At 56.3% G+C, this 22,896-nt stretch carries 20 protein-coding genes; 13 read left to right on the top strand and 7 right to left on the bottom strand.

The annotated features are described in order from the left end of the window. Positions 1 to 56: 56 nt before the first annotated feature. Positions 57 to 923, bottom strand: coding sequence for a DNA-binding transcriptional regulator YeiE (gene yieE / locus L379_RS08305; RefSeq protein ID WP_017383387.1), 867 nt, complete (start codon positions 921 to 923; stop codon positions 57 to 59). 97 nt (positions 924 to 1,020) lie between these two features. Between yieE and L379_RS08300 the strand changes: the two genes are divergently transcribed. Together L379_RS08300 and nfo are read left to right on the top strand one after the other, a co-directional pair. Continuing rightward, the gene (locus tag L379_RS08300) at positions 1,021 to 2,067 is read left to right on the top strand and encodes a YeiH family protein (protein ID WP_032654289.1); all 1,047 of its coding nucleotides are present in this window, start codon (positions 1,021 to 1,023) and stop codon (positions 2,065 to 2,067) included. Between the two features lie 64 nt (positions 2,068 to 2,131). Next, positions 2,132 to 2,989 carry a deoxyribonuclease IV gene (gene nfo, locus L379_RS08295; protein ID WP_032654290.1) on the top strand — a complete coding sequence of 286 codons (858 nt, stop codon included), beginning with the start codon at positions 2,132 to 2,134 and terminating at the stop codon, positions 2,987 to 2,989. Between the two features lie 74 nt (positions 2,990 to 3,063). Here the strand turns inward: nfo and fruA are convergent, their stop codons facing one another. The 3 genes from fruA to fruB are packed head-to-tail and all read right to left on the bottom strand — an operon-like array spanning position 3,064 to position 6,834. Then, positions 3,064 to 4,749 (bottom strand): PTS fructose transporter subunit IIBC, encoded by a 1,686-nt coding sequence (gene fruA, locus L379_RS08290; protein WP_015572312.1) that lies wholly within the window; start codon positions 4,747 to 4,749, stop codon positions 3,064 to 3,066. Between the two features lie 16 nt (positions 4,750 to 4,765). Further along, positions 4,766 to 5,704 carry a 1-phosphofructokinase gene (fruK, locus tag L379_RS08285; protein WP_006811313.1) on the bottom strand — a complete coding sequence of 313 codons (939 nt, stop codon included), beginning with the start codon at positions 5,702 to 5,704 and terminating at the stop codon, positions 4,766 to 4,768. Next, positions 5,704 to 6,834: a fused PTS fructose transporter subunit IIA/HPr protein gene (gene fruB, locus L379_RS08280; protein ID WP_032654292.1), complete on the bottom strand. Its 1,131-nt coding sequence runs from the start codon at positions 6,832 to 6,834 to the stop codon at positions 5,704 to 5,706. The genes fruK and fruB overlap by 1 nt, the downstream gene beginning before the upstream one ends. A 358-nt stretch (positions 6,835 to 7,192) precedes the next feature. Here fruB and setB point away from each other — a divergent pair, with 358 nt between their 5' ends. Beyond that, positions 7,193 to 8,374: a sugar efflux transporter SetB gene (setB, locus tag L379_RS08275; RefSeq protein WP_015572310.1), complete on the top strand. Its 1,182-nt coding sequence runs from the start codon at positions 7,193 to 7,195 to the stop codon at positions 8,372 to 8,374. Here setB and L379_RS08270 read toward each other — a convergent pair. Then, positions 8,371 to 8,625 carry a YkgJ family cysteine cluster protein gene (locus L379_RS08270; protein ID WP_003859353.1) on the bottom strand — a complete coding sequence of 85 codons (255 nt, stop codon included), beginning with the start codon at positions 8,623 to 8,625 and terminating at the stop codon, positions 8,371 to 8,373. The genes setB and L379_RS08270 overlap by 4 nt on opposite strands. A gap of 164 nt (positions 8,626 to 8,789) precedes the next feature. Here L379_RS08270 and yeiP point away from each other — a divergent pair, with 164 nt between their 5' ends. Next, positions 8,790 to 9,362, top strand: a complete 573-nt coding sequence (gene yeiP, locus L379_RS08265) for an elongation factor P-like protein YeiP (RefSeq protein ID WP_003859355.1) — start codon at positions 8,790 to 8,792, stop codon at positions 9,360 to 9,362. A gap of 116 nt (positions 9,363 to 9,478) precedes the next feature. On the opposite strand, the gene uxuA is transcribed toward yeiP, so the two are convergent. Further along, positions 9,479 to 10,669: a mannonate dehydratase gene (gene uxuA, locus L379_RS08260; RefSeq protein WP_032654293.1), complete on the bottom strand. Its 1,191-nt coding sequence runs from the start codon at positions 10,667 to 10,669 to the stop codon at positions 9,479 to 9,481. 205 nt (positions 10,670 to 10,874) lie between these two features. On the opposite strand from uxuA, the gene L379_RS08255 reads away from it, so the two are divergent. The 9 genes from L379_RS08255 to yejF all read left to right on the top strand — a co-directional run bounded on the left by L379_RS08255 (position 10,875) and on the right by yejF (position 22,465). Continuing rightward, the gene (locus L379_RS08255; protein WP_023304125.1) at positions 10,875 to 12,341 is read left to right on the top strand and encodes a mannitol dehydrogenase family protein; all 1,467 of its coding nucleotides are present in this window, start codon (positions 10,875 to 10,877) and stop codon (positions 12,339 to 12,341) included. A gap of 123 nt (positions 12,342 to 12,464) precedes the next feature. Next, on the top strand, positions 12,465 to 13,451 hold the full coding sequence (locus tag L379_RS08250; RefSeq protein ID WP_032654295.1) for a CobW family GTP-binding protein: 987 nt from the start codon (positions 12,465 to 12,467) through the stop codon (positions 13,449 to 13,451). A gap of 33 nt (positions 13,452 to 13,484) precedes the next feature. Beyond that, positions 13,485 to 14,198 carry a phosphatase PAP2 family protein gene (locus tag L379_RS08245; RefSeq protein WP_032654297.1) on the top strand — a complete coding sequence of 238 codons (714 nt, stop codon included), beginning with the start codon at positions 13,485 to 13,487 and terminating at the stop codon, positions 14,196 to 14,198. 415 nt (positions 14,199 to 14,613) lie between these two features. Then, on the top strand, positions 14,614 to 15,183 hold the full coding sequence (gene mepS / locus L379_RS08240; protein ID WP_003859364.1) for a bifunctional murein DD-endopeptidase/murein LD-carboxypeptidase: 570 nt from the start codon (positions 14,614 to 14,616) through the stop codon (positions 15,181 to 15,183). Positions 15,184 to 15,310: 127 nt separating this feature from the next. Further along, positions 15,311 to 16,864, top strand: coding sequence for a cyclic di-GMP phosphodiesterase (locus L379_RS08235; RefSeq protein WP_017383395.1), 1,554 nt, complete (start codon positions 15,311 to 15,313; stop codon positions 16,862 to 16,864). 75 nt (positions 16,865 to 16,939) lie between these two features. After that, entirely contained in the window at positions 16,940 to 18,745 is a 1,806-nt protein-coding gene (locus L379_RS08230) for an extracellular solute-binding protein (protein ID WP_032654299.1), read from the top strand. Between the two features lie 9 nt (positions 18,746 to 18,754). Further along, positions 18,755 to 19,849 carry a microcin C ABC transporter permease YejB gene (locus tag L379_RS08225; protein WP_003859369.1) on the top strand — a complete coding sequence of 365 codons (1,095 nt, stop codon included), beginning with the start codon at positions 18,755 to 18,757 and terminating at the stop codon, positions 19,847 to 19,849. Further along, a complete protein-coding gene (locus L379_RS08220; protein ID WP_015572302.1) occupies positions 19,849 to 20,874 on the top strand; it encodes a microcin C ABC transporter permease in 1,026 nt (341 codons plus the stop codon). Before L379_RS08225 ends, L379_RS08220 begins: the two co-directional genes overlap by 1 nt. A gap of 1 nt (position 20,875) precedes the next feature. Beyond that, complete coding sequence (yejF, locus tag L379_RS08215) at positions 20,876 to 22,465, top strand: microcin C ABC transporter ATP-binding protein YejF (protein ID WP_017383398.1); 1,590 nt, start codon at positions 20,876 to 20,878, stop codon at positions 22,463 to 22,465. A 3-nt stretch (positions 22,466 to 22,468) separates the two neighbouring features. Here the strand turns inward: yejF and L379_RS08210 are convergent, their stop codons facing one another. Next, positions 22,469 to 22,813: a YejG family protein gene (locus L379_RS08210; protein ID WP_003859372.1), complete on the bottom strand. Its 345-nt coding sequence runs from the start codon at positions 22,811 to 22,813 to the stop codon at positions 22,469 to 22,471. Between the last annotated feature and the right edge of the window lie 83 nt (positions 22,814 to 22,896).

Raw genomic sequence — 22,896 nt, forward strand, 5'->3', positions numbered from 1 at the left:
AAATGTGGGGTGATAAGCGCCCGTAGCCCCGGTAAGCGAAGCGCCACCGGGGAACGTTAAATGGCGCAGTAGCGCAGAAAACGCTGGAGCGAGCTGGAAAGGTGTTTCTGACGATGATGGATGCACCACAGCGTGCGCACCAGCTTCGGCAGCGGAACGGGGATCTCAACCAGAGAGCCGGTCTCCAGCTGTTCGGCAATCACCCGTCGGGAAAGACAGCTAATGCCCAGGCCATGACGCACCGCATGCTTAATCGCCTCGGAGTTACCTAACTCCATCCCTAACTGGAACTGCGGCAGATGGGACAGCAGCAGATAATCGACAATCTCACGCGTGCCGGAGCCCTGCTCTCGCAGGATCCACTGCGCCTGCGCCAGACGCTCCAGCGTCACCTCGCCCTGGAGTAAAGAAGAGGCCGGGGAGGCAAACACCACCAGCTCATCCTCCAGCCAGGGTTCCGCAATGATATCCACGTTGTGGCACGGCCCTTCGATAAGCCCGATGTCCACGCGGAAATCGATCACCGCGTTGATCACGTCCTGGCTGTTGCCGACGCTCATTTCCAGCGGCAGGGTCGGAAAATCCCGGCGGTAGCGGGCAATCACTTCCGGCAGGATGTAGTTACCGATCGTGCTGCTGGCGTAGACGCGAATAGCGCCGTTGTCCTCGCGGAACAGCTGTTCGATCTCCGTCGCCTGCTCCAGCAAGGCCAGGGCACGCGGATACAGCAGGCGGCCATGTTCGTTCACCACCAGCCGCTTTCCTACCCTGTCGAAAAGCTGAACGCCCAGTTGCCCTTCAAGATCGGTCAAGGCCGCGCTAACGGCGGACTGCGAGAGCGCCAGCATTTGTGACGCCTGGGTTGTCGAGCCGCTTTTCAGCACCTCGGCAAAAACTTCCAGCTGACGCAATGTAATGTGCATGGTTGCTTACCACTTATAAAGATTGATTATAAATATATAATCAATTTTATTTTTAAGCCAGAGCGCCGTAACCTTTAGCCAGACAAAGGAGAAGGTTATGTCAGAAATCACCTTACAACATCATCGTACAGTGTGGCACTTCGTGCCGGGCCTCGCGCTCAGCGCCGTGGTGACCGGCGTGGCTTTATGGGGCGGCAGTATTCCGGCGGTCGCCGGTGCAGGTTTCAGCGCGCTAACGCTGGCCATTTTGCTCGGCATGGTGGTCGGGAATACCGTTTACCCGCACATCTGGAAATCCTGCGACGGCGGGGTAATCTTTGCTAAACAGCATTTGCTGCGCCTCGGGATTATTCTTTACGGTTTCCGCCTCACCTTTTCGCAGATTGCGGACGTTGGCGTCAGCGGGATTGCCATTGACGTCCTGACCCTTTCGAGCACCTTTTTACTGGCGTGCTTTATCGGCCAGAAGATCTTTGGGCTGGACAAACAGACCAGCTGGCTGATCGGTGCGGGTAGCAGCATCTGCGGCGCGGCGGCGGTACTGGCAACAGAACCCGTCGTTAAAGCCGAAGCCAGTAAAGTCACGGTTGCCGTCGCGACGGTAGTTATCTTCGGTACGCTGGCGATCTTCCTGTATCCGGCCATGTATCCGCTGGTGGCGCACTGGTTTAGTCCGGAAACCTACGGCATTTATATCGGCTCAACCATGCACGAAGTGGCGCAGGTGGTGGCGGCAGGTCACGCCATTAACCCGGAAGCGGAAAACGCGGCGGTCATCGCCAAAATGCTGCGCGTGATGATGCTGGCCCCGTTCCTGATTTTCCTCGCGGCGCGGGTTAAACAGCTTGCTCCGGCAGGCGGCAGCGAGAAAAGCAAAATCACCATTCCGTGGTTTGCGATCCTGTTCATCGTGGTCGCTGTCTTCAACTCTTTCCACCTGCTGCCAAAAGCAATGGTGGATATACTGGTGACGCTGGATACGGTCCTGCTGGCGATGGCGATGGCGGCGCTGGGCGTCACCACACACGTCAGCGCGCTGAAAAAAGCCGGCGCGAAACCGCTGCTGATGGCGCTTGTGCTGTTCATCTGGCTAATCGTTGGCGGTGGTGCGATTAACCTTGCGGTACACAGCCTGTTGGCATAAACCATCTCGTCCTTCTCCTGTTAACCCGCTATCATAGGCATTTCGGGTTAACAGGAGTCTTTTTATGAAATATGTTGGAGCGCACGTCAGCGCTGCCGGTGGCCTTGCGAATGCCGCCATTCGCGCCGCCGAAATCGAGGCGACCGCTTTCGCCCTGTTCACCAAAAACCAGCGCCAGTGGCGCGCCGCAGCGCTCACCGCTGAAGTGATTGATGATTTCAAAGCCGCCTGTGAGAAATACCACTACGGGCCTGGCCAAATCCTTCCCCACGACAGCTACCTCATTAACCTCGGTCACCCGGTTGCCGAGGCGCTGGAAAAATCCCGCGAAGCGTTCCTGGATGAGGTTCAGCGCTGTGAACAGCTGGGGCTGACGCTGCTGAACTTCCATCCCGGCAGCCATCTGATGCAGATTGACGAAGACGCCTGTCTGGCGCGCATCGCCGAGTCCATCAACATGACGCTGGATAAAACCCAGGGCGTGACGGCGGTGATTGAGAATACCGCCGGTCAGGGCAGCAACCTCGGCTTTAAGTTTGAGCATCTGGCGGCGATCATCGACGGCGTGGAAGATAAATCCCGCGTGGGGGTGTGCATCGATACCTGTCACGCCTTTGCCGCCGGCTGTGACCTGCGCACAACCGAGGCCACGAAAAATACCTTCGAGGAGTTCGAGCGTATTGTCGGTTTTAAATACCTTCGCGGTATGCACTTAAACGATGCGAAAAGCGCGTTCGGCAGCCGCGTTGACCGCCACCACAGCCTGGGCGAAGGCAACATCGGCCATGATGCGTTCCGCTTTATCATGCAGGACGCCCGCTTCGACGGTATTCCAATGGTGCTCGAAACCATTAACCCGGATATCTGGGCGGAAGAGATTGCCTGGCTGAAGGCGCAGCAAACCGCTGAACAGGCGGCATAAAAAAAGCCGGGCTGCTTACGCACCCGGCTTTTTTTGTAGGTCGGGTAAGGCGAAGCCGCCACCCGACACCTCTTTTAGGCTGCTTTTGCGACCACTTCCGCTTCCGGGCGCTTCAGCACCGCGTAAGACAGGCCTGCCACCAGCGTACCGGCAACAATCGCCAGCAGATACCCCAGCACCGGCGTGATGGCGCCAGGGATGAGCAGGACGAACAGACCGCCGTGCGGCGCCATCAGTTTCGCACCTACCGCCATGGAGATAGCCCCCGTCACCGCACCACCCACGATACAGCACGGCAGAACACGCATTGGATCGCGTGCCGCAAACGGGATTGCGCCTTCGGTGATGAAGCACAGGCCCAGCACCAGCGCCGCTTTACCGCCTTCCTGCTGCGCTTTATCGAACTTACGGCGGGCAATAATCGTCGCCAGACCGAGCGCCAGCGGAGGCACCATACCGGCCGCCATGATCGCCGCCATCGGCGCGTAGGTCTGGGTACTCAGCAGGCCAACGCCAAACGCATATGCCGCTTTGTTCACCGGACCACCCATGTCGGTACACATCATACCGCCGAGGATTGCGCCCAGCAGCACCGCGTTCGCCGTCCCCATGGTTTGCAGCCAGTGGGTCAGACCTTCCAGAATGCCCGCGACCGGCTTACCAATCAGGTAAATCATCGCCAGACCGACCACCAGGCTGGAAATCAGCGGGATGATCAGAATAGGTTTCAGCGCCTCCATACTCTGCGGTAGCTTCAGCTTCGAGCTGATCAGCTTCGCCACATAACCGGCGAGGAAACCGGCAATGATACCGCCGATAAAGCCAGAACCGGTGCTCACGGCGAGCATACCGCCGATAAGACCCGGCGTCAGACCCGGACGGTCAGCAATGGAGAAGGCGATAAAGCCCGCCAGCACCGGCACCATCAACGCAAACGCGGAGCCGCCGCCAATCTGCATCAACGCGGCCGCCAGTGTGCCCGGCTCTTTAAACGCCTCGATACCAAAGGCGAAGGAGAGCGCAATACACAGGCCGCCCGCCACCACCATCGGCAGCATGTAGGACACGCCGGTCAGCAGGTGACGATACGCGCCCGCAGACTCTTTTTTCCCTTCGGTCGCAGTTTTAGCCGCACCGGTTGCCTGATACGGTTTGGCTTCTGCCAGCGCCTTATCAAACTCCTGCGCGGTCTTCTTCAGCGCCAGGCCGGTAGAGGTACGGTACATCGGCTTGCCGGCAAACTTCGCCAGATCCACTTCGATATCCGCCGCCACAATCACCAGATCGGCTTCCGCCACCTCTTCAGGCGTGATGGCATTGCCCGCACCAACAGAGCCGCGGGTTTCAACCTTCACCCACCAGCCACGTTTTTTCGCTTCGGTTTCAATGGCTTCAGCCGCCATAAAGGTGTGCGCCACACCTGTCGGGCAGGCCGTTACCGCAACAATGCGTTTCGGCCCAGCGGCGGCAACCGGCGCCGCCTCAACAGGTGCGCTGTAAACCGTCGCATGACCTTTTGCTTCGCTCAGAAACAGTTCAGGGTGTGCCACCGCGCGATTAATATCACCCAGCCACACTTTTTTGCCGTTCAGGGCGCTGTCAGCGGGGATTTTGTCGCCCAGAACAATCGCCATTTCAGCATCACCCGGGTTATCAATGATATCCAGATGCGCTTTTTGTGCCGCCGCGCCCAGCAGGGTCTTCGCCATATAGGCACGAGCCTGTCCGAGACCGGAGTCAATGATCAGCAGCGTTTTCATTATTCCTCTCCTGCTGTTAGTTAAAAGGTTTTAAGTCAACGCGCGCCATCATCGCGGCTAACTGGGTACGATCGGTAATACCGACATTGCTCTGGCTCACGGCCAGGGCCGCAACGGCGGTAGCAAGACGTAAGGTATGTTCACTGGATTCGCGCATCAGCAGACCGTAGATCAGGCCGCCAACCATCGAATCCCCGGCACCCACGGTGCTGACCACCTCCATTGAAGGCGGTTTGGCAATCCATTCCCCGGAGGCGTTCACCCACAGGGCACCTTCTGCACCCAGCGAAATCACCACGTGAGCGATACCCTGCTCGCGCAGCGCATGGGCAGCGTCAATCACATCCTTTAATTCTGGCAGCTTACGGCCCGCCCAGATCTCCAGTTCGCGGCGGTTAGGCTTAACCAGCCATGGCGAGGCTTTCAGACCGGCGACCAGCGCGTCGCGGCTGCTGTCGAAAATAATGCACGGGCACTGGCTGCGCAGGCGCGTCATCCAGTCGGTGAACGCTTCCGGGCTGACGCCGGACGGCAGACTGCCGCTGACGCACACCATGTCAAACTGGCCCAGCCAGCTCAGGGAATCGGCAACAAAGCGCTCCCAGTCAGCCGGGGTCACTTCGAAGCCGGAGAAGTTCAGATCGGTCACTTCACCGTCTTTCTCGGTCAGCTTAACGTTGATGCGGGTACGGCCCTGCACAACCTGAAAACGGTTAGCGATGCCCAGTTCACTGAACAACTGCTGAAAACCATCCTGGTTGTCTTTACCGAGGAAGCCGCCTACGGTGACGTCGATGCCGAGATCTTTCAGCACCTTCGCCACGTTAATCCCTTTTCCTGCGGCATGCAGGCCGGTCGTCCGCACCAGGTTAACTTCGCCACGCTCAATTTCCGGGCAGAAGCCCACCAGATCGTAAGCCGGGTTCAGCGTAATGGTCGCAACACGTCTGCTCATTATGCGCCCTCCCCCAGACCGGCCGCGATGGCGTCGCCAATCGCTTTCAGCGCCTGTTCAGCATCCGCACCCTGCGCGGTAAAGCGCAGACGATGGCCTTTCTTCACGCCCAGCGCGACAACTTTCATCAGGCTGCGCCCGTTGGCTGGTTTACCCGAACCGTCCAGATTGGTCACGGTGATCTCACTTGCAAATTGTTTAATGGTATTCACCAGCATGGTGCCCGGACGGGCATGCAGGCCGTGTTCGTTACGCACCACGTACTCTGCGCTCAGCAGGTCATCCTTCAGCGCATCGTCGCTGGTCAGCAGGGCCAGCACCGTCGCCGCGTCTGCGTTCAGCAGTTTTTCAGCTTTATTGTTCAGCAGCAGATCGCCCAGACGCTTCAGCACGGATACCGGCTGATCGTCCGCCATGGCGACCGTTACCAACATCGCGGCGCGTTCGCCGTCTGTCTCAAAGGCAACCGCAGCACGGCTGACCGCGATAGCGCTACGCAGGTTGCCTTCAGCACTGTCGTTCAGCCAGATGCCCTGACCCAGGTTTAATGGCTTATCATTGATGGCGCGCGTCACAAAAGTGGTATCTGCCGCTCCCACTTCTTTCAGGCGGGCCGCGTTCAGCGCCTGGAGCGTCAGCAAATCGGACGCAACGACGTCCAGCGTCAGGGTTTCATTATCCAGCTTCAGCGCTTCGCTCTGTTTTTCGCCCATCAGCAGGGCACGCAGCTCTTCAGCAGTGGTGGCGGATTTAAGCTGTTCCGCGACGGCATCATCGCTCAGCACGTGCGTCAGCTGACGCAGCAGGCCCAGGTGTTCGTCACCGCTGGCCGCGATGCCGATCGCCACATAAGCCACCTGACCCTCGCCCCACAGCACGCCCTGCGGGAACTGGAAGACCTGCACGCCGGTTTTCAGCACCTGATCGCGGGTGTCCGTGGTGCCGTGCGGAATTGCAATACCGTTACCGAGGAAGGTGGAGGTCTGCTGTTCACGCGCCAGCATGCCGTTGACGTAGCCGTCAGCCACGTTGCCAGCCTGCACGAGCGCAGCGGCGACCTGGCGAATAGCCTCTTCTTTATTCCCGGCCTGTTCGCCCGGGTGAATATCCTGAACAGATAACTGGAACATGATTCTCCTCTCCTGCTGAAATTGAATCGTTTCAGCTTAACTGAGAAACCAAGCGCTAACCTGCTTCGTCAGGACAGGCAAGATAGCGCTGAAACGTTTCAAGAAGTCTTGTCTTTTCTACAAAAGGTTGCAAGAAAAGTTACATTTCTTGATGCAGAATTTAGAAGTGCAGCACATTTCTTCTTCAGTCGGGAGGTTTTTGCTGATGTTCAGCAAACAGGTTCAGCACGCTTCAGCGAAACGGCGATAAACTGAAATGCTATTTTGATTTATTGTGGCAATCTTGATTTTGCCCTCTGTTTATTTAATGACAGGCGGCGTAAACTCCGCCTCTCTCTGTTACTCGCAAAGACTGAACATGCATAACACCCCCGCTGCCGCCTCACCAAAGCCTTTTGATTTGACGTCAACGGCGTTTTTGATCGTTGCTTTTCTCACCGGTATTGCCGGTGCGTTACAAACGCCTACGCTGAGCCTGTTTCTGACCAACGAAGTTCACGCCCGCCCGGCGATGGTTGGCTTCTTCTTCACCGGGAGCGCCATCATCGGCATTTTCGTCAGCCAGTTTCTTGCCGGGCGTTCAGACCGCAAAGGCGATCGCAAAAGCCTGATCGTTTTTTGCTGCCTGCTCGGGGTGTTTGCCTGCCTGCTGTTTGCCTGGAACCGTAACTACTTCATTCTGCTGTTCGTGGGCGTCTTCCTGAGCAGTTTCGGCTCGACCGCCAACCCGCAGATGTTCGCCCTTGCCCGCGAGCATGCCGACCGCACCGGGCGAGAAGCGGTGATGTTCAGCTCGATACTGCGGGCGCAGGTGTCGCTGGCGTGGGTGATTGGCCCCCCGCTCGCCTACGCGCTGGCGATGGGTTTTGGCTTTACGGTGATGTACCTCAGCGCAGCCGTGGCCTTCGTGGTATGCGGCGCAATGGTCTGGTTCTTTCTGCCCTCCATGCGCAAAGAGCCGAAAGTGGCGACCGGTACGCTGGAAGCTCCGCGACGTAACCGGCGCGACGCGCTGCTGTTATTCATTATCTGTACGCTAATGTGGGGAACCAACAGCCTCTATATCATTAATATGCCGCTGTTTATTATTGATGAGTTGCATCTGCCGGAGAAGCTGGCCGGGATCATGATGGGAACCGCCGCGGGGCTTGAGATCCCCACCATGCTGATTGCGGGCTATTACGCGAAGCGCTTCGGCAAGCGCTTTTTGATGCGCGTCGCCGCCGTAGCCGGGCTGCTGTTTTATGTCGGTATGCTGACGGTTCATACGCCAGCCCTGCTTCTTGCTTTACAGCTGCTGAACGCCATTTACATCGGTATTCTGGCCGGTATCGGCATGCTCTACTTCCAGGATCTGATGCCGGGTCAGGCAGGCTCTGCCACCACCCTTTATACTAATACCACCCGCGTGGGCTGGATTATTGCAGGCTCACTGGCGGGCGTTGTGGCTGAAATCTGGAACTATCATACGGTGTTCTGGATTGCGCTGGTGATGTGCGTCCTGACGCTGAGCTGCCTGACGCGAATCAAAGACGTTTAAGGCGCGGTGAGCGCTTCCAGCTCAAGCAGATAAGTGATGGCCTGCTGGCGCGTACTGCCGCACATTTCGGCGGTTGGCTGGAGCCCGGAGCACACCTTCGGGCGCAGGGGCGAGCCAAAGATCATGCACAGGTTAGTGTCAGAGAGCTGAACGCAGCGGGTATTGGCAGGCTTGCCCTCCGGCATGCCTGGAATGGGGCTTGAGATGGACGGTGCGGTACAGCACGCGCCACAGTCGGAACGACAATCCATACATGCTCTCTGTTGGTGGCAGATGCCCGCGCAGTCGGGCATTGCGCGCACAGTAACACCTTTTATGTATTGATAGCAAAACCCACGAATTCCGCTTGCCTGAAAGGCCGCGCGCGAGTAATTTGGCGCGATATTTTTTACCTCCCGTAAACAGGATTACTGCAATGCCAAGAGCGAACGAAATTAAGAAAGGTATGGTACTGAATTACAACGGCAAACTGCTGATTGTGAAAGATATCGACATTCAGGCACCCAGCGCCCGTGGCGCAGCAACGCTGTACAAAATGCGTTTCTCCGATGTCCGCACCGGCCTGAAAGTGGAAGAACGTTTTAAAGGCGACGATATCGTCGATACCGTGACCCTGACCCGTCGCTACGTTGATTTCTCCTACATCGACGGCAACGAATACGTGTTCATGGATAAAGAAGATTACACCCCGTATATCTTCACCAAAGATCAGATCGAAGAGGAGCTGCTGTTTATTCCTGAAGGTGGAATGCCGGACATGCAGGTGCTGACCTGGGATGGCGTGCTGCTGGCGCTGGAGCTGCCGCAGACGGTTGATCTGGAAATTGTTGAAACGGCGCCGGGCATCAAAGGCGCGTCTGCAAGTGCGCGTAACAAACCGGCTACCCTGACTACCGGTCTGGTCGTACAGGTGCCAGAATACCTGTCAGCGGGCGAGAAAATCCGTATCCATATCGAAGAAAAACGCTATATGGGTCGTGCTGACTGATTGCGGCGTTTGCCGGGTGGCGGCTGCGCCTTACCCGGCCTACAAAAACACAAAAACCGGCCTCAGAGCCGGTTTTTCGTAGGCCCGGTAAGCGTAGCGCCACCGGGCGATCAGGCTTAAAGAAGTTCAGGATACTTCGTCATTTTCAGCGCCAGCTCGATACCGCGCACTTCCGCCATCCCTTTCAGACGGCCAATCGCCGAATACCCTGGATTCGTTTTCTTGCGCAGATCGTCCAGCATCTGGTGCCCGTGATCCGGACGGAACGGGATAGGACGCACATCCCCCGCCTGCTTACGACGTACCTCTTCAGAGAGAATGGCATCCACCACCGCAACCATGTTCACGTCGCCGCCAAGATGGGCTGCTTCGTGGAAGGTTTTCGGGTTCTCTTCACGGCAGGTTGCACGCAGGTGGGTGAAATGAATGCGATCGCCGAAGGTTTCGATCATCCGCACCAGATCGTTATCCGCCCGCACGCCATACGAGCCCGTACACATGGTAAAGCCGTTGTAGATGCTGTCCACCGTCTCTTTCAGCCACTGCATATCTTCAATCGTAGACACGATACGCGGCAGGCCGAGGATAGGGCGCGGTGGATCGTCAGGATGAACCGCCAGCCGCACGCCGACTTCTTCTGCCACCGGCACAATAGCGCGCAGGAAGTGCGCCATGTTTTCACGCAGCTGGTTTTTATCGATATCGCCATATTCCGCCAGGCGCGTACGGAACTGATCGAGGGTATAACCCTCTTCCGCACCGGGCAGGCCCGCGATGATATTGCGAACCAGCTTCTCAATGTCCGCTTCACTGGCGGCATTGAACCACGCCAGCGCCTGCTGCTGCTCTTCTGCGGTGTAGTCTGCTTCCGCCCCCGGACGCTTCAGAATGTGCAGCTCGAAAGCCGCAAAAGCGATTTGATCGAAACGCAGCGCCTTCGAACCATCGGCCATTTCATATTCCAGGTCGGTACGCGTCCAGTCCAGGATCGGCATAAAGTTGTAGCAGACGGTATCAATACCACAGGCTGCCAGGTTACGAATGCTCTGCTGATAATTCGCAATCCAGGTATCACACTCACCGGAGTGGGTTTTGATATCTTCGTGCACCGGAATACTTTCCACAACAGACCAGGTTAACCCCTTCTCTGCCAGCTGAGCCTGACGCTTTTGGATTTCCTCCACCGGCCACACCTGACCGTTCGGAATATGATGCAGCGCCGTGACCACACCCGTTGCGCCAGCCTGACGCACATCATCAAGAGAAACCGGATCGTTCGGCCCGTACCAACGCCAGGTTTGTTCCATTGCCCCACCCTCTCAAGTTGTTATACCAATATGTGTTACTTCAATGACGACTACCATACATGTTTAATCGAAGTGGTCAATACAGCACGCGGCATTGATTGATCAAACTCACATAACAGGGATATTTACGGCTTACCAATTTAATTTGTTGTCATATAACTTTACACTGGCATTGTTAATTAATGGTTAATCAGGTGTGTATTACATGAAGACTATTGCCTCCACCGCGCTTCCTGCTCATGTCCAGCAGCCCCGCTACGATCGCGAGCAGTTACGCTCCCGCATCGTCCATTTCGGTTTTGGCGCGTTCCACCGGGCGCATCAGGCGTTGTTAACAAACCGGGTACTGAATGCCAAAGGAGGCGACTGGGGAATTTGTGAGATTAGCCTCTTTAGCGGCGATGTCCTTATGGGCCAGCTCCGGGCGCAGGATCATCTGTTTACCGTGCTGGAGAAAGGTGCCGAAGGCAATCAGCCCATTATTATCGGTGCGGTAAAAGAGTGCCTGAACGCAAAACTCGACTCGCTGGCAGCCATTATTGAGAAATTCTGCGAACCGCAGGTGGCAATTGTCTCCCTCACCATTACCGAAAAAGGCTACTGCATCGATCCGGCGACGGGAAAACTGGATATGCGGAACAGCCGCATCCTGCACGATCTCGAGCACCCGTCTGAGCCGCATTCCGCGCCGGGTATTCTGGTTGAAGCGCTTCATCGCCGCCGCGAGCGGGGCCTGCCGGCGTTTACCGTGCTCTCCTGCGACAATATTCCCGACAACGGCCACGTGGTGAAAAATGCCGTTCTCGGCATGGCCGGAAAGCGTTCCGCAGAGCTGGCCGCATGGATCGAGGCGCACGTGAGCTTCCCTGGCACCATGGTCGACCGAATCGTGCCCGCCGCCACCGACGCCTCACTCGCGGAAATCACCCAGGAACTTGGCGTTGAAGATCCCTGCGCCATCAGCTGTGAACCGTTCATTCAGTGGGTAGTGGAAGATAACTTTGTCGCCGGGCGTCCGGAGTGGGAGGTCGCAGGCGTACAGATGGTTGAGGATGTCCTGCCCTGGGAGCAGATGAAGCTGCGGATGCTGAACGGCAGCCACTCCTTCCTCGCGTATCTGGGCTACCTTGCCGGCTACGCGCACATAAATGAATGTATGCAGGACGACAGTTTCCGCGAGGCGGCCGGCAGGCTGATGCTGAAAGAGCAGGCCCCTACGCTGCGCATCACCAACGTTGATCTGACAGCCTATGCTGACAGCCTGCTTGACCGCTTCGCCAACCCGGCCCTACAGCATCGTACATGGCAAATCGCCATGGACGGCAGCCAGAAGCTGCCTCAGCGCATGCTGGAAGGGATCCGCATGCATCTTGAGCGTAACACCGCCTGGCCATTACTGGCGCTGGGGGTGGCGGGCTGGATGCGCTACGTCAGCGGTACGGACGAACAGGGCAACGCCATTGACGTACGCGATCCGCTGAGCGACAAGTTTCAGGCCATTGTCGCTACCAGCAGCGACGCAGAACGCGTTAGCGCCCTGCTGACGCTAAATGAAATCTTTGGCGACGACCTGCCGCAAAACCCTGTCTTTGTCGAGGCAATCACCAGCGCGTACCAGCGCCTTGTCCGGCTCGGCGCGCGCCAGGCCGTTATCGAAACGTTAAAAATTTAGCGATTATTGCGTTTAAGGCGAACGGTTTTGTGCTCCGTTCGCCCTCCCTCTTCTCAATGCCCGATTTTTTCGTCAGGATGATAGATAGTTGTTACTACATCACAATTATTTATCGGAGCGCACGTGACCAAAACCAACCTGATCACCGGTTTTCTCGGCAGCGGTAAAACTACGTCCATTCTGCATTTGCTGGCCAATAAAGACCCGGCGGAAAAGTGGGCCGTGCTGGTCAACGAATTTGGCGAAGTGGGGATCGACGGCGCGTTGCTCGCCGACAGCGGCGCGATGGTGAAAGAGATCCCGGGCGGGTGTATGTGCTGCGTGAATGGTCTGCCGATGCAGGTCGGGCTGAATACGCTGCTGCGTCAGGGCAAGCCGGACCGTCTGCTGATTGAGCCCACCGGGCTGGGGCATCCTAAGCAAATCCTTGATTTACTGACCGCCCCGGTATACGAGCCGTGGCTTGAGCTGCGTGCGACGCTTTGCCTGCTCGACCCCCGCCAGCTGCTGGATGAAAAAGCGATCAATAATGACAATTTCCGCGACCAGCTCGCCTCGGCAGATATTATCGGGGCGAATAAATCCGATCGCGCGACGGCTGAGAGTCAGGCCGCGTTCCAGTCCTGGTGGCAGCAGGCTGGCGGTGGACGTCAGTATGTGCAGACGACCCAGGGCAACATTGATGGCGCCCTGCTCGACCTTCCCCGCCTCAACCAGACGCAACTGCCTGCCAGCGCTGAGCATTCGCATAGCCACGGCGCGAAGCAAGGCCTGGCTGCACTGAGCCTGCCGGAGCATCAGCGCTGGCGTCGCAACCTGAACAGCGGCCAGGGGCATCAGGCCTGCGGGTGGATCTTCGATGCCGATACGGTTTTCGACACCATTGGTATACTGGAATGGGCGAGACTCGCGCCGGTTGAGCGGGTAAAAGGGATCATGCGCACTCCGGATGGTCTGGTGCGCATTAACCGTCAGGGCGAGGATTTCTTTATTGAAACCCAGAACGTCGCGCCACCCGACAGCCGGATAGAGTTAATTAGTGCGGTTAATACCGACTGGAATGCCCTCCAGTCAAGCCTGTTGAAGCTTCGTTTAAGTTTGGGCGGCTAACGTTGCCCCTGATTTCACACATTGCTGAAGACTATGACGACTCGACTTCCTGCTATTTTATTGCTCAACGCTGCCGGCCTGGCGATCTTTTTCTCCTGGTATATCCCGGCGGATCACGGTTTCTGGTTCCCGCTGGATTCCGGGCTGTTCCACTTCTTTAACCAGGCGCTGGCGAAGAGTGAAGCCTTCCTGTGGCTGGTGGCGATCACCAACAACCGCGCGTTTGACGGCTGTTCGCTGCTGGCAATGGGCTGTCTGATGCTCTCCTTCTGGCTGAAGGAAGACAAAACGGGTCGTCGCCGTATTCTGATTATCGGCCTGGTGATGCTGCTGACGGCCGTGATTATCAACCAGCTGGCGCAGCATCTGATGCCGGTTAAACGCGCCAGTCCTTCGCTCTTTTTCCCGAATATTAACCGCGTCAGCGAGCTGCTTCATATTCCAACCAAAGATGCCTCGAAGGATAGTTTCCCGGGCGACCACGGTATGATGCTGCTGATTTTTGCAGGCTTCATGCTGCGCTATTTTGGTAAAAAAGCCTTCGCCATCGCCCTGGTTATTGTGGTGGTATTTGCATTCCCGCGGGTGATGATTGGCGCTCACTGGCTGACAGATATCGCCGTAGGCTCCCTCACGGCGGTGTTAATTGGTTTACCGTGGGCGCTGATGACCCCACTGAGCGATCGCATAATAGGCATTTTTGATCGCTATCTTCCTGGCAAATTTAAACAAGCTGGAAACAAATAAATAACGAAAATTAACACCATTCATCAGGGATCGTTTTCGATCCCTGCGTCACTTCTTTTCGGCGTCATTCAACGCTGTCATCATCCCGTCATACAATTCGTGATAAAAATGAAGCAATTGCAGGGATTACCGATATGAATGGCGGCATTTTGAGCAATTCCGCGCTGTAACTTTGTGTATCACATTTTCTTATAAAAAAACGGACTTTTTTGCTCGCAATACCCCGTGCAATCGGTTAACCTCGAACTCGTTTTGCCCCACTGAGATAATTATTATCATGGTGAATAATTTTGTGCGTTGAGCCACAGTTTTCACCATAAAGAATTGTCTCATTGTGAACAGATTATTAGTCTCGTCACGGTTGGCATTTTTATAACGATATTTTCGTTAAGGACTTCAAGGGAAAACAAACAAAATGGTCAAATCTCAACCAATCTTGAGATATATCTTGCGGGGGATCCCGGCGATTGCAGTGGCGGTTCTGCTTTCGGCATGTAGTACGACGAATACCGCGAAGAATATGCATCCTGAGACGCGTGTTGTGGGAATGGAAGATTCCTCTTCACTGCAAGCCTCTCAGGATGAATTTGAAAATATGGTACGTAATCTCGACGTTAAGTCGCGTATTATGGATCAGTATGCTGACTGGAAAGGCGTGCGTTACCGTCTGGGCGGCAGCACCAAGAAAGGCATCGATTGTTCCGCATTCGTACAGCGTACGTTCCGTGAACAGTTTGGGTTAGACCTTCCGCGTTCTACTTATGAACAGCAGGAAATGGGCAAATCCATTTCGCGCACTAAACTGCGCACGGGCGATTTAGTCCTGTTCAGAGCGGGTTCAACCGGTCGACACGTTGGCATCTATATCGGTAACGATCAGTTTGTCCATGCTTCCACCAGCAGTGGTGTGACGATTTCCAGCATGAACGAACCTTACTGGAAGAAGCGCTACAACGAAGCTCGCCGCGTTCTGAGCCGTAGTTAATATTGCTGTCGTATCGTTGGTTATCCCTTGGCTGGCGATACGATAAAAAAAGCACTGCTCCGGCAGTGTTTTTTTTTGCCCGTTACACTGATAACTATCCAGCGGCATTTCAGGAATCACGACATCTATGTTTACCCGCTACTTCTCCAGCAACCGCAAGATTCTGTTTCTCAGTTTCCTTACGGGGTTATTCACTGCCCTGCTCCTGGGAGCATTACAGTTTTACTGGAGTTACCACAAGCGAGACGTCAGATTCGATACCCTTATTACCGATTTAAGCGTCTACATGGAGAGCTATTTCGATGAGCTCAAAATGTCGATTGATACACTCCAGCCACTCACGCTAAACAGCTGCGAGGAAGTGAGTGCCGCCCTGACCTCCCGGGCGGCCTTTAGCATCAACGTGCGCGCCTTTTTGCTGGTCAGGGATAAAAACGCCTACTGCTCTTCCGCCACCGGCCCGATGAATGTCCCCCTGCAAGCGCTTATTCCTGAACTGCACATCAATAAACAGGTTGATATGGCGCTCCTGCCGGGCACCCCCATGATGCCGGACAAGCCCGCGATTGCCATCTGGTATCGCAACCCACTGGTGAAGGACGGCGGTGTATTTACCTCCGTTAATCTTAACCTGACTCCTTATCTCCTCTACACCTCAAGACAGGATGAGTTTGCCGGTATTTCCATCATTATTGGCGATTATGCGTTATCAACCCATTCCGGAACGCTGGTCCCTGCGCGTGATTTGCCTGATATCCCGGTCCGTACCGCCACGCTGAAAAATGTGCCTCTGACCATCCATGTTTATGCGGAAGCCTGGACGACCGATGAAGTGCTGTACGCCCTGTTTTTCGGCCTGGTCTGCGGTATCGCGGCGGGCCTGTTGAATTTCTATATTCTTACTATCCGTCTTAATCCGGGGAAAGAGATCCTAACGGCCATCAAACGCGACCAGTTTTACGTGGTCTATCAACCCGTCGTGGATGCGCAGTCGCTCAAAATGACCGGGCTGGAAGTCCTGATGCGCTGGAAGCATCCGGTGATGGGAGAAATTCCACCGGATGCCTTTATTAATTTCGCTGAAGCGCAGAAGCTGATTGTCCCGCTGACGCTGCATCTTTTTGACCTGATTATCCGCGATGCCCCTGTCCTGCAAACGGTGCTCCCGCCTGGGGCCAAGTTTGGGATCAACATCGCGCCCGGGCATCTGCATGCGGAAAGCTTTAAAGAGGATATGCGCGCGTTTGCCGCCGCCCTTCCACCCGATCACTTCCAGATTGTGCTGGAAATAACCGAGCGCGATATGATCAACCACCGCGAGGCTAATCAGCTATTCGAATGGCTGCACGAAGAAGGTTTTGAAATTGCCATCGATGATTTTGGCACCGGCCACAGCGCGCTGATCTATCTGGAACGCTTCACGATGGATTACCTGAAAATTGACCGTGGCTTCGTGAATGCCATCGGGACTGAAACCGTCACCTCGCCAGTGCTTGACGCGGTGCTGACGCTGGCAGAACGCCTGAATATGTTAACCGTTGCCGAGGGTGTTGAAACGCCGGAGCAGGCGGCGTGGCTGCGCGAGCATGGCGTGAACTATCTTCAGGGCTACTGGATCGGCCGCCCGATGCCGCTGGAGCAGTTCAGGACGTGGCAACCCGACATCACGCTCGGGGAATAATTTCACAATCACGGCGCTGTCCCTTATTATTCTGTTCAACCGAGCCTGCCTGTGAACAAAGGGATCCGCCGCACTATGATTATGCGCGTTGTGTTGACGCTATTGGCGCTGGTGAGCCTGTCGAGCCAGGCGCAGACCATCAAAGAGAGCACGGCCTTTGCCGTCATTGGCGAGCCGAAGTACGCGGTTAACTTTAACCACTACGATTACGTTAACCCCGCCGCCCCGAAAGGCGGAAACGTGACGCTTTCCGCCACGGGAACGTTTGACAACTTTAACCGCTTTGCCCTGCGGGGCGTGGCAGCAGCGCGTACCGAATCCCTCTATGACACGCTGTTCGTCACCTCCGACGACGAGCCCGGCAGCTATTATCCCCTGGTCGCCGAGAACGTGCGATACGCCGATGATTTCAGCTGGGCAGAAATCGCGATTAATCCGCGGGCGCGTTTTCACGACCGTACGCCGGTTAGCGCCCGTGACGTGGCATTCACCTTTCATAAATTTATGACCGAAGGCGTGCCGCAGTTTCGTCTGGTGTACAAGGGCACCACGGTGAAAGCCATCGCCCCGCTGACCGTGCGAATCGAACTCCCTGAGCCGAACAAAGAGAATATGCTGAGCCTGTTCTCCCTGCCCGTCATGCCCGAATCCTTCTGGAAAAATCATAAGCTGAGCGATCCCCTCTCTACCCCGCCGCTGGCCGGAGGGCCGTATCGCATTACCGACTGGCGAATGGGCCAGTACGTGATCTATTCCCGGGTGAAAGATTACTGGGCAGCCACGCTGCCGGTAAACCGGGGCCGCTGGAACTTCGATACAATCCGCTACGACTACTACCTGGATGATAACGTGGCCTTCGAGGCATTTAAGGCGGGCGCGTTTGATTTACGTGTCGAGAACAGCGCCAAAAATTGGGCGACCCGCTATATCGGAAAAAATTTCGCGAAAGGCTATATCGTTAAAGACGAACACAAAAACGAATCCGCGCAGGACACGCGCTGGCTGGCGTTTAATATTCAGCGCCCGGTTTTTTCCGATCGTCGGGTGCGTGAAGCCATTACCCTGGCGTTTGATTTCGAATGGATGAACAAAGCGTTGTTTTACGGAGCCTACAGCCGGGCGAACAGCTATTTCCAGAATACTGAATATGCCGCCCGTGATTATCCCCACGCAGACGAGCTGGTTTTGCTGGCGCCAATGAAAGCGGAGCTCCCGCCGGAGGTGTTCACCCGCGTATTTGAACCGCCCAAATCCGACGGAAACGGGTTCGACCGGGACAACCTGCTGAAAGCCAGCAACCTGCTGGATGATGCTGGCTGGGTGCTGAAAAATCGGCAACGGGTTAATGTGCAAACCGGTAAACCGCTCAGCTTCGAACTGCTGATTGCCTCCGGCGCAAACGATCAGTGGGTGCTGCCATTTAAGAAGAACCTTGCCCGGCTTGGCGTCACCATGAATATCCGCCAGGTCGATATGGCCCAGTTAACCAACCGCAAGCGCAGTCGCGATTACGACATGATGCAGACCCTGTGGGCCGCGCAGCCGTGGCCGAGTTCAGATCTGCAAATCTCCTGGGCATCGGGGTATATCGACTCCTCCTACAACGCCCCGGGCGTAAAGAGCCCGGTGATAGATGCGCTGATTGCAAAAATTGTCGCCGCTCAGGGCGATAAGAACAAGCTTCTGCCGCTTGGCCGCGCGCTCGATCGGGTCTTAACCTGGAACTATTACATGCTGCCGATGTGGTATATGGGCGAAGATCGCGTGGCCCGCTGGGATAAATTCTCCCTGCCTGCCGTTCGCCCGGTCTACACCCTCGGCTTTGACACCTGGTGGTATGACGTGAATAAAGCCGCAAAACTGCCCGCAGAGCGGCGTTAAGGAGTGACGATGGGCGCTTATCTTATCCGCCGGCTGCTGTTAGTGATCCCGACGCTGTGGGCCATCATTACCATTAACTTTTTTATCGTCCAGATCGCCCCCGGCGGTCCGGTGGACCAGGCAATTGCGGCAATAGAATTTGGTCACGCTGGCGGCATGCCGGGCGGCGGCGGTGAAGGAATGGGGGCCAGCCATGCCCGGACGGGCGTGGGCAACATCAGCGAAAGCCACTACCGGGGCGGTCGCGGACTGGATCCGGAGGTGATCGCCGAGATCACCCATCGCTATGGTTTTGACAAGCCGCTGCACGAGCGTTATTTCAGGATGCTCTGGGATTATGTCCGTTTCGATTTTGGCGACAGCCTGTTTCGCAGCGCCTCGGTGTTAACCCTGATCAAACAAAGCCTGCCGGTTTCCATCACGCTCGGACTGTGGGGGACGCTGATTATTTATCTGGTCTCCATTCCGCTGGGGATCCGAAAAGCGGTCTACAACGGTAGCCGTTTCGATATCTGGAGCAGCACATTCATTATCATCGGCTACGCTATCCCGGCGTTTCTGTTTGCCGTGCTGCTGATTGTCTTTTTCGCCGGCGGCAGTTATTTCGACCTCTTCCCGCTGCGCGGGCTGGTCTCTGCGGATTTCAGCACCCTGCCGTGGTATCAGAAAATCACCGATTACTTCTGGCACATCACGCTTCCGGTGCTGGCGACGGTCATCGGCGGTTTTGCGGCGCTTACGATGCTGACCAAAAACGCCTTTCTTGATGAGATCCGCAAACAGTACGTCGTCACCGCGCGCGCCAAAGGCGTCGGTGAAAAGCAGATCATGTGGAAGCACGTTTTTCGTAACGCCATGCTGCTGGTGATTGCCGGTTTCCCCGCCACGTTCATCAGTATGTTTTTTACCGGCTCGCTGCTGATAGAGGTGATGTTCTCGCTCAACGGATTAGGGCTGCTGGGCTATGAGGCCACCGTCTCCCGTGATTATCCGGTGATGTTTGGCACACTCTACATTTTCACCCTGATCGGCCTGCTGCTGAACATCATCAGCGATATCAGCTATACGCTGGTCGATCCCCGTATCGATTTTGAGGGCCGCTGATGTCGCGTTTAAGCCCCGTCAATCAGGCCCGCTGGGCGCGTTTTCGCCACAACCGTCGCGGCTACTGGTCGCTGTGGATCTTCGCCGTCCTGTTCGCCTTAAGTATGTGTTCGGAACTGATTGCCAACGATAAACCCCTGCTGGTGCATTTCAAAGACCGCTGGTATGTGCCGGTGCTGACCACCTACAGCGAAAGCGATTTTGGCGGCCCGTTTGCGACGCCAGCCGAGTACCAGGATCCCTGGTTACGTGAACAGATAGCGCAGCACGGCTGGGCTATCTGGGCGCCGATTCGTTTTGGCGCAAACAGTATTAACTTCGCCACGTCCACCCCCTTCCCTTCGCCGCCTTCCGCGCAAAACTGGCTGGGAACGGACGCCAACGGCGGCGATGTGCTGGCGCGCATTCTCTATGGCACCCGCATCTCGCTCCTGTTTGGGCTGCTGCTGACGCTCTTTAGCAGCGTAATGGGCGTTGTGGCGGGCGCCGTGCAGGGCTATTACGGGGGTAAAATAGATTTATGGGGACAGCGCGTGATTGAAGTCTGGTCCGGTATGCCGACGCTGTTTCTGATTATCCTGCTGTCCAGCGTGGTACAGCCTGGCTTCTGGTGGCTGCTCGGGATCACCGTCCTGTTCGGCTGGATGGCGCTGGTCGGCGTGGTACGCGCGGAGTTTCTGCGTACGCGGAATTACGACTATATTCGCGCCGCGCAGGCGTTAGGCGTGAGCGATGGCGCAATCATCTTCCGCCACATGCTTCCCAATGCGGTGGTGGCGACCCTTACCTTCCTGCCGTTTATTTTGTGCAGCTCCATCACCACCCTGACGTCGCTTGATTTTCTTGGTTTCGGTTTGCCGCTGGGCTCACCGTCCCTTGGCGAACTGCTGTTGCAGGGCAAAAACAATCTCCAGGCCCCCTGGCTGGGCATCGCCGCATTCCTCTCCGTGGCGGTGCTCCTTTCCCTGCTGATTTTTATTGGCGAAGCCGTGCGCGATGCCTTCGATCCCAACAAGGCGGTATGACATGACCCGGCCTCTTCTGAGCATAGAGAACCTGTCGATTGCGTTTTCAAAACAGGGCGAATCACGCACGGTGGTGACGGATTTATCGTTGCAGATCCAGCGCGGAGAGACGCTGGCACTGGTCGGGGAATCCGGCTCCGGTAAGAGCGTTTCGGCGCTGTCGGTGCTGCGCCTGCTCCCTTCCCCGCCGGTCAGCTATCCGCAGGGGGATATTCTATTCCATGGACAATCGCTGCTGAACGCTGACGAGCAAACCCTGCGCGGCATTCGTGGCAACAACATCGCCATGATTTTTCAGGAGCCGATGGTGTCGCTCAACCCACTGCATACCCTGGAAAAACAGCTCTATGAAGTGCTGTCACTTCATCGGGGAATGCGTAAAGAGGCAGCGCGGGGTGAAATTCTGGACTGCCTTGAACGCACCGGTATCCGTAATGCGGCGAAACGGCTGAACGATTTCCCGCACCAGCTTTCCGGCGGCGAGCGCCAGCGCGTGATGATTGCAATGGCCCTGCTCACGCGCCCCGAACTGCTGATTGCCGATGAACCTACTACCGCGCTGGACGTCACGGTACAGGCACAAATTCTGCAACTGCTGCGCGAACTGCGCGACGAGCTGAACATGAGCCTGCTGTTTATTACGCACAACCTGAGCATCGTGAAAAAGCTCGCTGACACGGTGGCCGTGATGCAAAACGGCCGCTGCGTGGAACAGAACCGGGCATCCGCCCTGCTGAGCGCGCCTCAGCACCCGTATACACAGCGCCTGCTCGATAGCGAACCCGCTGGCGACCCGGTTCCGCTTAACGCTGACAGCGCGCCGTTGCTGAGGGTTGAGGGGCTGTCGGTGTCATTCCCGATCCGCAAAGGCATTTTGCGTCGCGTGGTCGATCACAATCATGTTCTGAAAGACATGAGCTTCGCTCTGCGTCCAGGCGAATCGCTTGGGCTTGTGGGCGAGTCCGGTTCAGGCAAAAGCACCACCGGCCTGGCGCTGCTGCGCCTGATCGCCTCTCAGGGAAGCATTGTTTTTGACGGCATGCCGCTGCAAAACCTGAATCGCCGGATGATGCTTCCCGTGCGTCCGCGGATGCAGGTGGTATTTCAGGATCCAAACTCTTCGCTTAACCCGCGCCTGAGCGTATTACAGATTATTGAAGAGGGCCTGCGCGTCCACCAGCCGACAATGACGGCGCAACAGCGTGAAATCGACGTGATGCGGGTGATGGCGGAAGTGGGTTTAGATCCCGAGACCCGGCACCGGTATCCGGCTGAGTTTTCCGGCGGACAGCGCCAGCGTATAGCGATTGCCCGCGCGCTGATCCTGAAACCGGAGCTGATCGTGCTGGACGAGCCAACCTCTTCCCTGGACCGCACCGTGCAGGCGCAAATTCTGGCGCTGCTGAAGGGGCTACAGGAAAAGCATCGGCTGGCCTATATCTTTATCAGCCACGATTTACAGGTGGTGCGTGCGCTTTGCCATCAGGTGGTGGTATTGCGGCAGGGAGAAGTCGTTGAGCAGGGAGAGTGCCAGCGCGTATTCACCGCGCCGACGCAGGATTACACACGCCAGCTATTGTCCGCTGACTAGCACTCAGAAAGGATATTGACCGGAGAACGGCTCGGCAATGGCCACGCCGAAGTTTTTCAGCCGACAGGTGGCGGCAAACTCATCCTGGCTGTTAACAAACAGGCACGGCTCACCTTCGCATTCCAGCACGGAGCTGTCCACTTCGATGTCCGTCAGCGCCTGGCTGAGACGTTCCATGACCGGCCACGCATTTTCATCGCTCGGGCTGAGCAGTTTGAGGGCCACCAGACAATTATCCTCCCCGGCAACGCTTTGCGGAATCGGTTCAACTTTCGAACCTGCAAAACCCGTCGACCAGCGATAGCTCTGGGGCAAGCGATGGACAATGGAGAGTTGTAATGTATTCACGTTCAGATCCCCGGAAGCAAATTTACTTCACAATTTATTTACATTTATAGTAACACATCATCGCCAACCTGCACTGTTTAGCG

Source organism: Enterobacter sp. MGH 33 (assembly GCF_000534535.1).
Classification (GTDB): Bacteria; Pseudomonadota; Gammaproteobacteria; order Enterobacterales; family Enterobacteriaceae; genus Enterobacter; species Enterobacter hormaechei_C.

Coding starts and splice junctions, on each gene's coding strand:
- yieE (WP_017383387.1), bottom strand. CDS start 923: ATGCACATTACATTGCGTCAGCTGGAAGTTTTTGCCGAGGTGCTGAAA.
- L379_RS08300 (WP_032654289.1), top strand. CDS start 1,021: ATGTCAGAAATCACCTTACAACATCATCGTACAGTGTGGCACTTCGTG.
- nfo (WP_032654290.1), top strand. CDS start 2,132: ATGAAATATGTTGGAGCGCACGTCAGCGCTGCCGGTGGCCTTGCGAAT.
- fruA (WP_015572312.1), bottom strand. CDS start 4,749: ATGAAAACGCTGCTGATCATTGACTCCGGTCTCGGACAGGCTCGTGCC.
- fruK (WP_006811313.1), bottom strand. CDS start 5,704: ATGAGCAGACGTGTTGCGACCATTACGCTGAACCCGGCTTACGATCTG.
- fruB (WP_032654292.1), bottom strand. CDS start 6,834: ATGTTCCAGTTATCTGTTCAGGATATTCACCCGGGCGAACAGGCCGGG.
- setB (WP_015572310.1), top strand. CDS start 7,193: ATGCATAACACCCCCGCTGCCGCCTCACCAAAGCCTTTTGATTTGACG.
- L379_RS08270 (WP_003859353.1), bottom strand. CDS start 8,625: ATGGATTGTCGTTCCGACTGTGGCGCGTGCTGTACCGCACCGTCCATC.
- yeiP (WP_003859355.1), top strand. CDS start 8,790: ATGCCAAGAGCGAACGAAATTAAGAAAGGTATGGTACTGAATTACAAC.
- uxuA (WP_032654293.1), bottom strand. CDS start 10,669: ATGGAACAAACCTGGCGTTGGTACGGGCCGAACGATCCGGTTTCTCTT.
- L379_RS08255 (WP_023304125.1), top strand. CDS start 10,875: ATGAAGACTATTGCCTCCACCGCGCTTCCTGCTCATGTCCAGCAGCCC.
- L379_RS08245 (WP_032654297.1), top strand. CDS start 13,485: ATGACGACTCGACTTCCTGCTATTTTATTGCTCAACGCTGCCGGCCTG.
- mepS (WP_003859364.1), top strand. CDS start 14,614: ATGGTCAAATCTCAACCAATCTTGAGATATATCTTGCGGGGGATCCCG.
- L379_RS08235 (WP_017383395.1), top strand. CDS start 15,311: ATGTTTACCCGCTACTTCTCCAGCAACCGCAAGATTCTGTTTCTCAGT.
- L379_RS08230 (WP_032654299.1), top strand. CDS start 16,940: ATGATTATGCGCGTTGTGTTGACGCTATTGGCGCTGGTGAGCCTGTCG.
- L379_RS08225 (WP_003859369.1), top strand. CDS start 18,755: ATGGGCGCTTATCTTATCCGCCGGCTGCTGTTAGTGATCCCGACGCTG.
- L379_RS08220 (WP_015572302.1), top strand. CDS start 19,849: ATGTCGCGTTTAAGCCCCGTCAATCAGGCCCGCTGGGCGCGTTTTCGC.
- yejF (WP_017383398.1), top strand. CDS start 20,876: ATGACCCGGCCTCTTCTGAGCATAGAGAACCTGTCGATTGCGTTTTCA.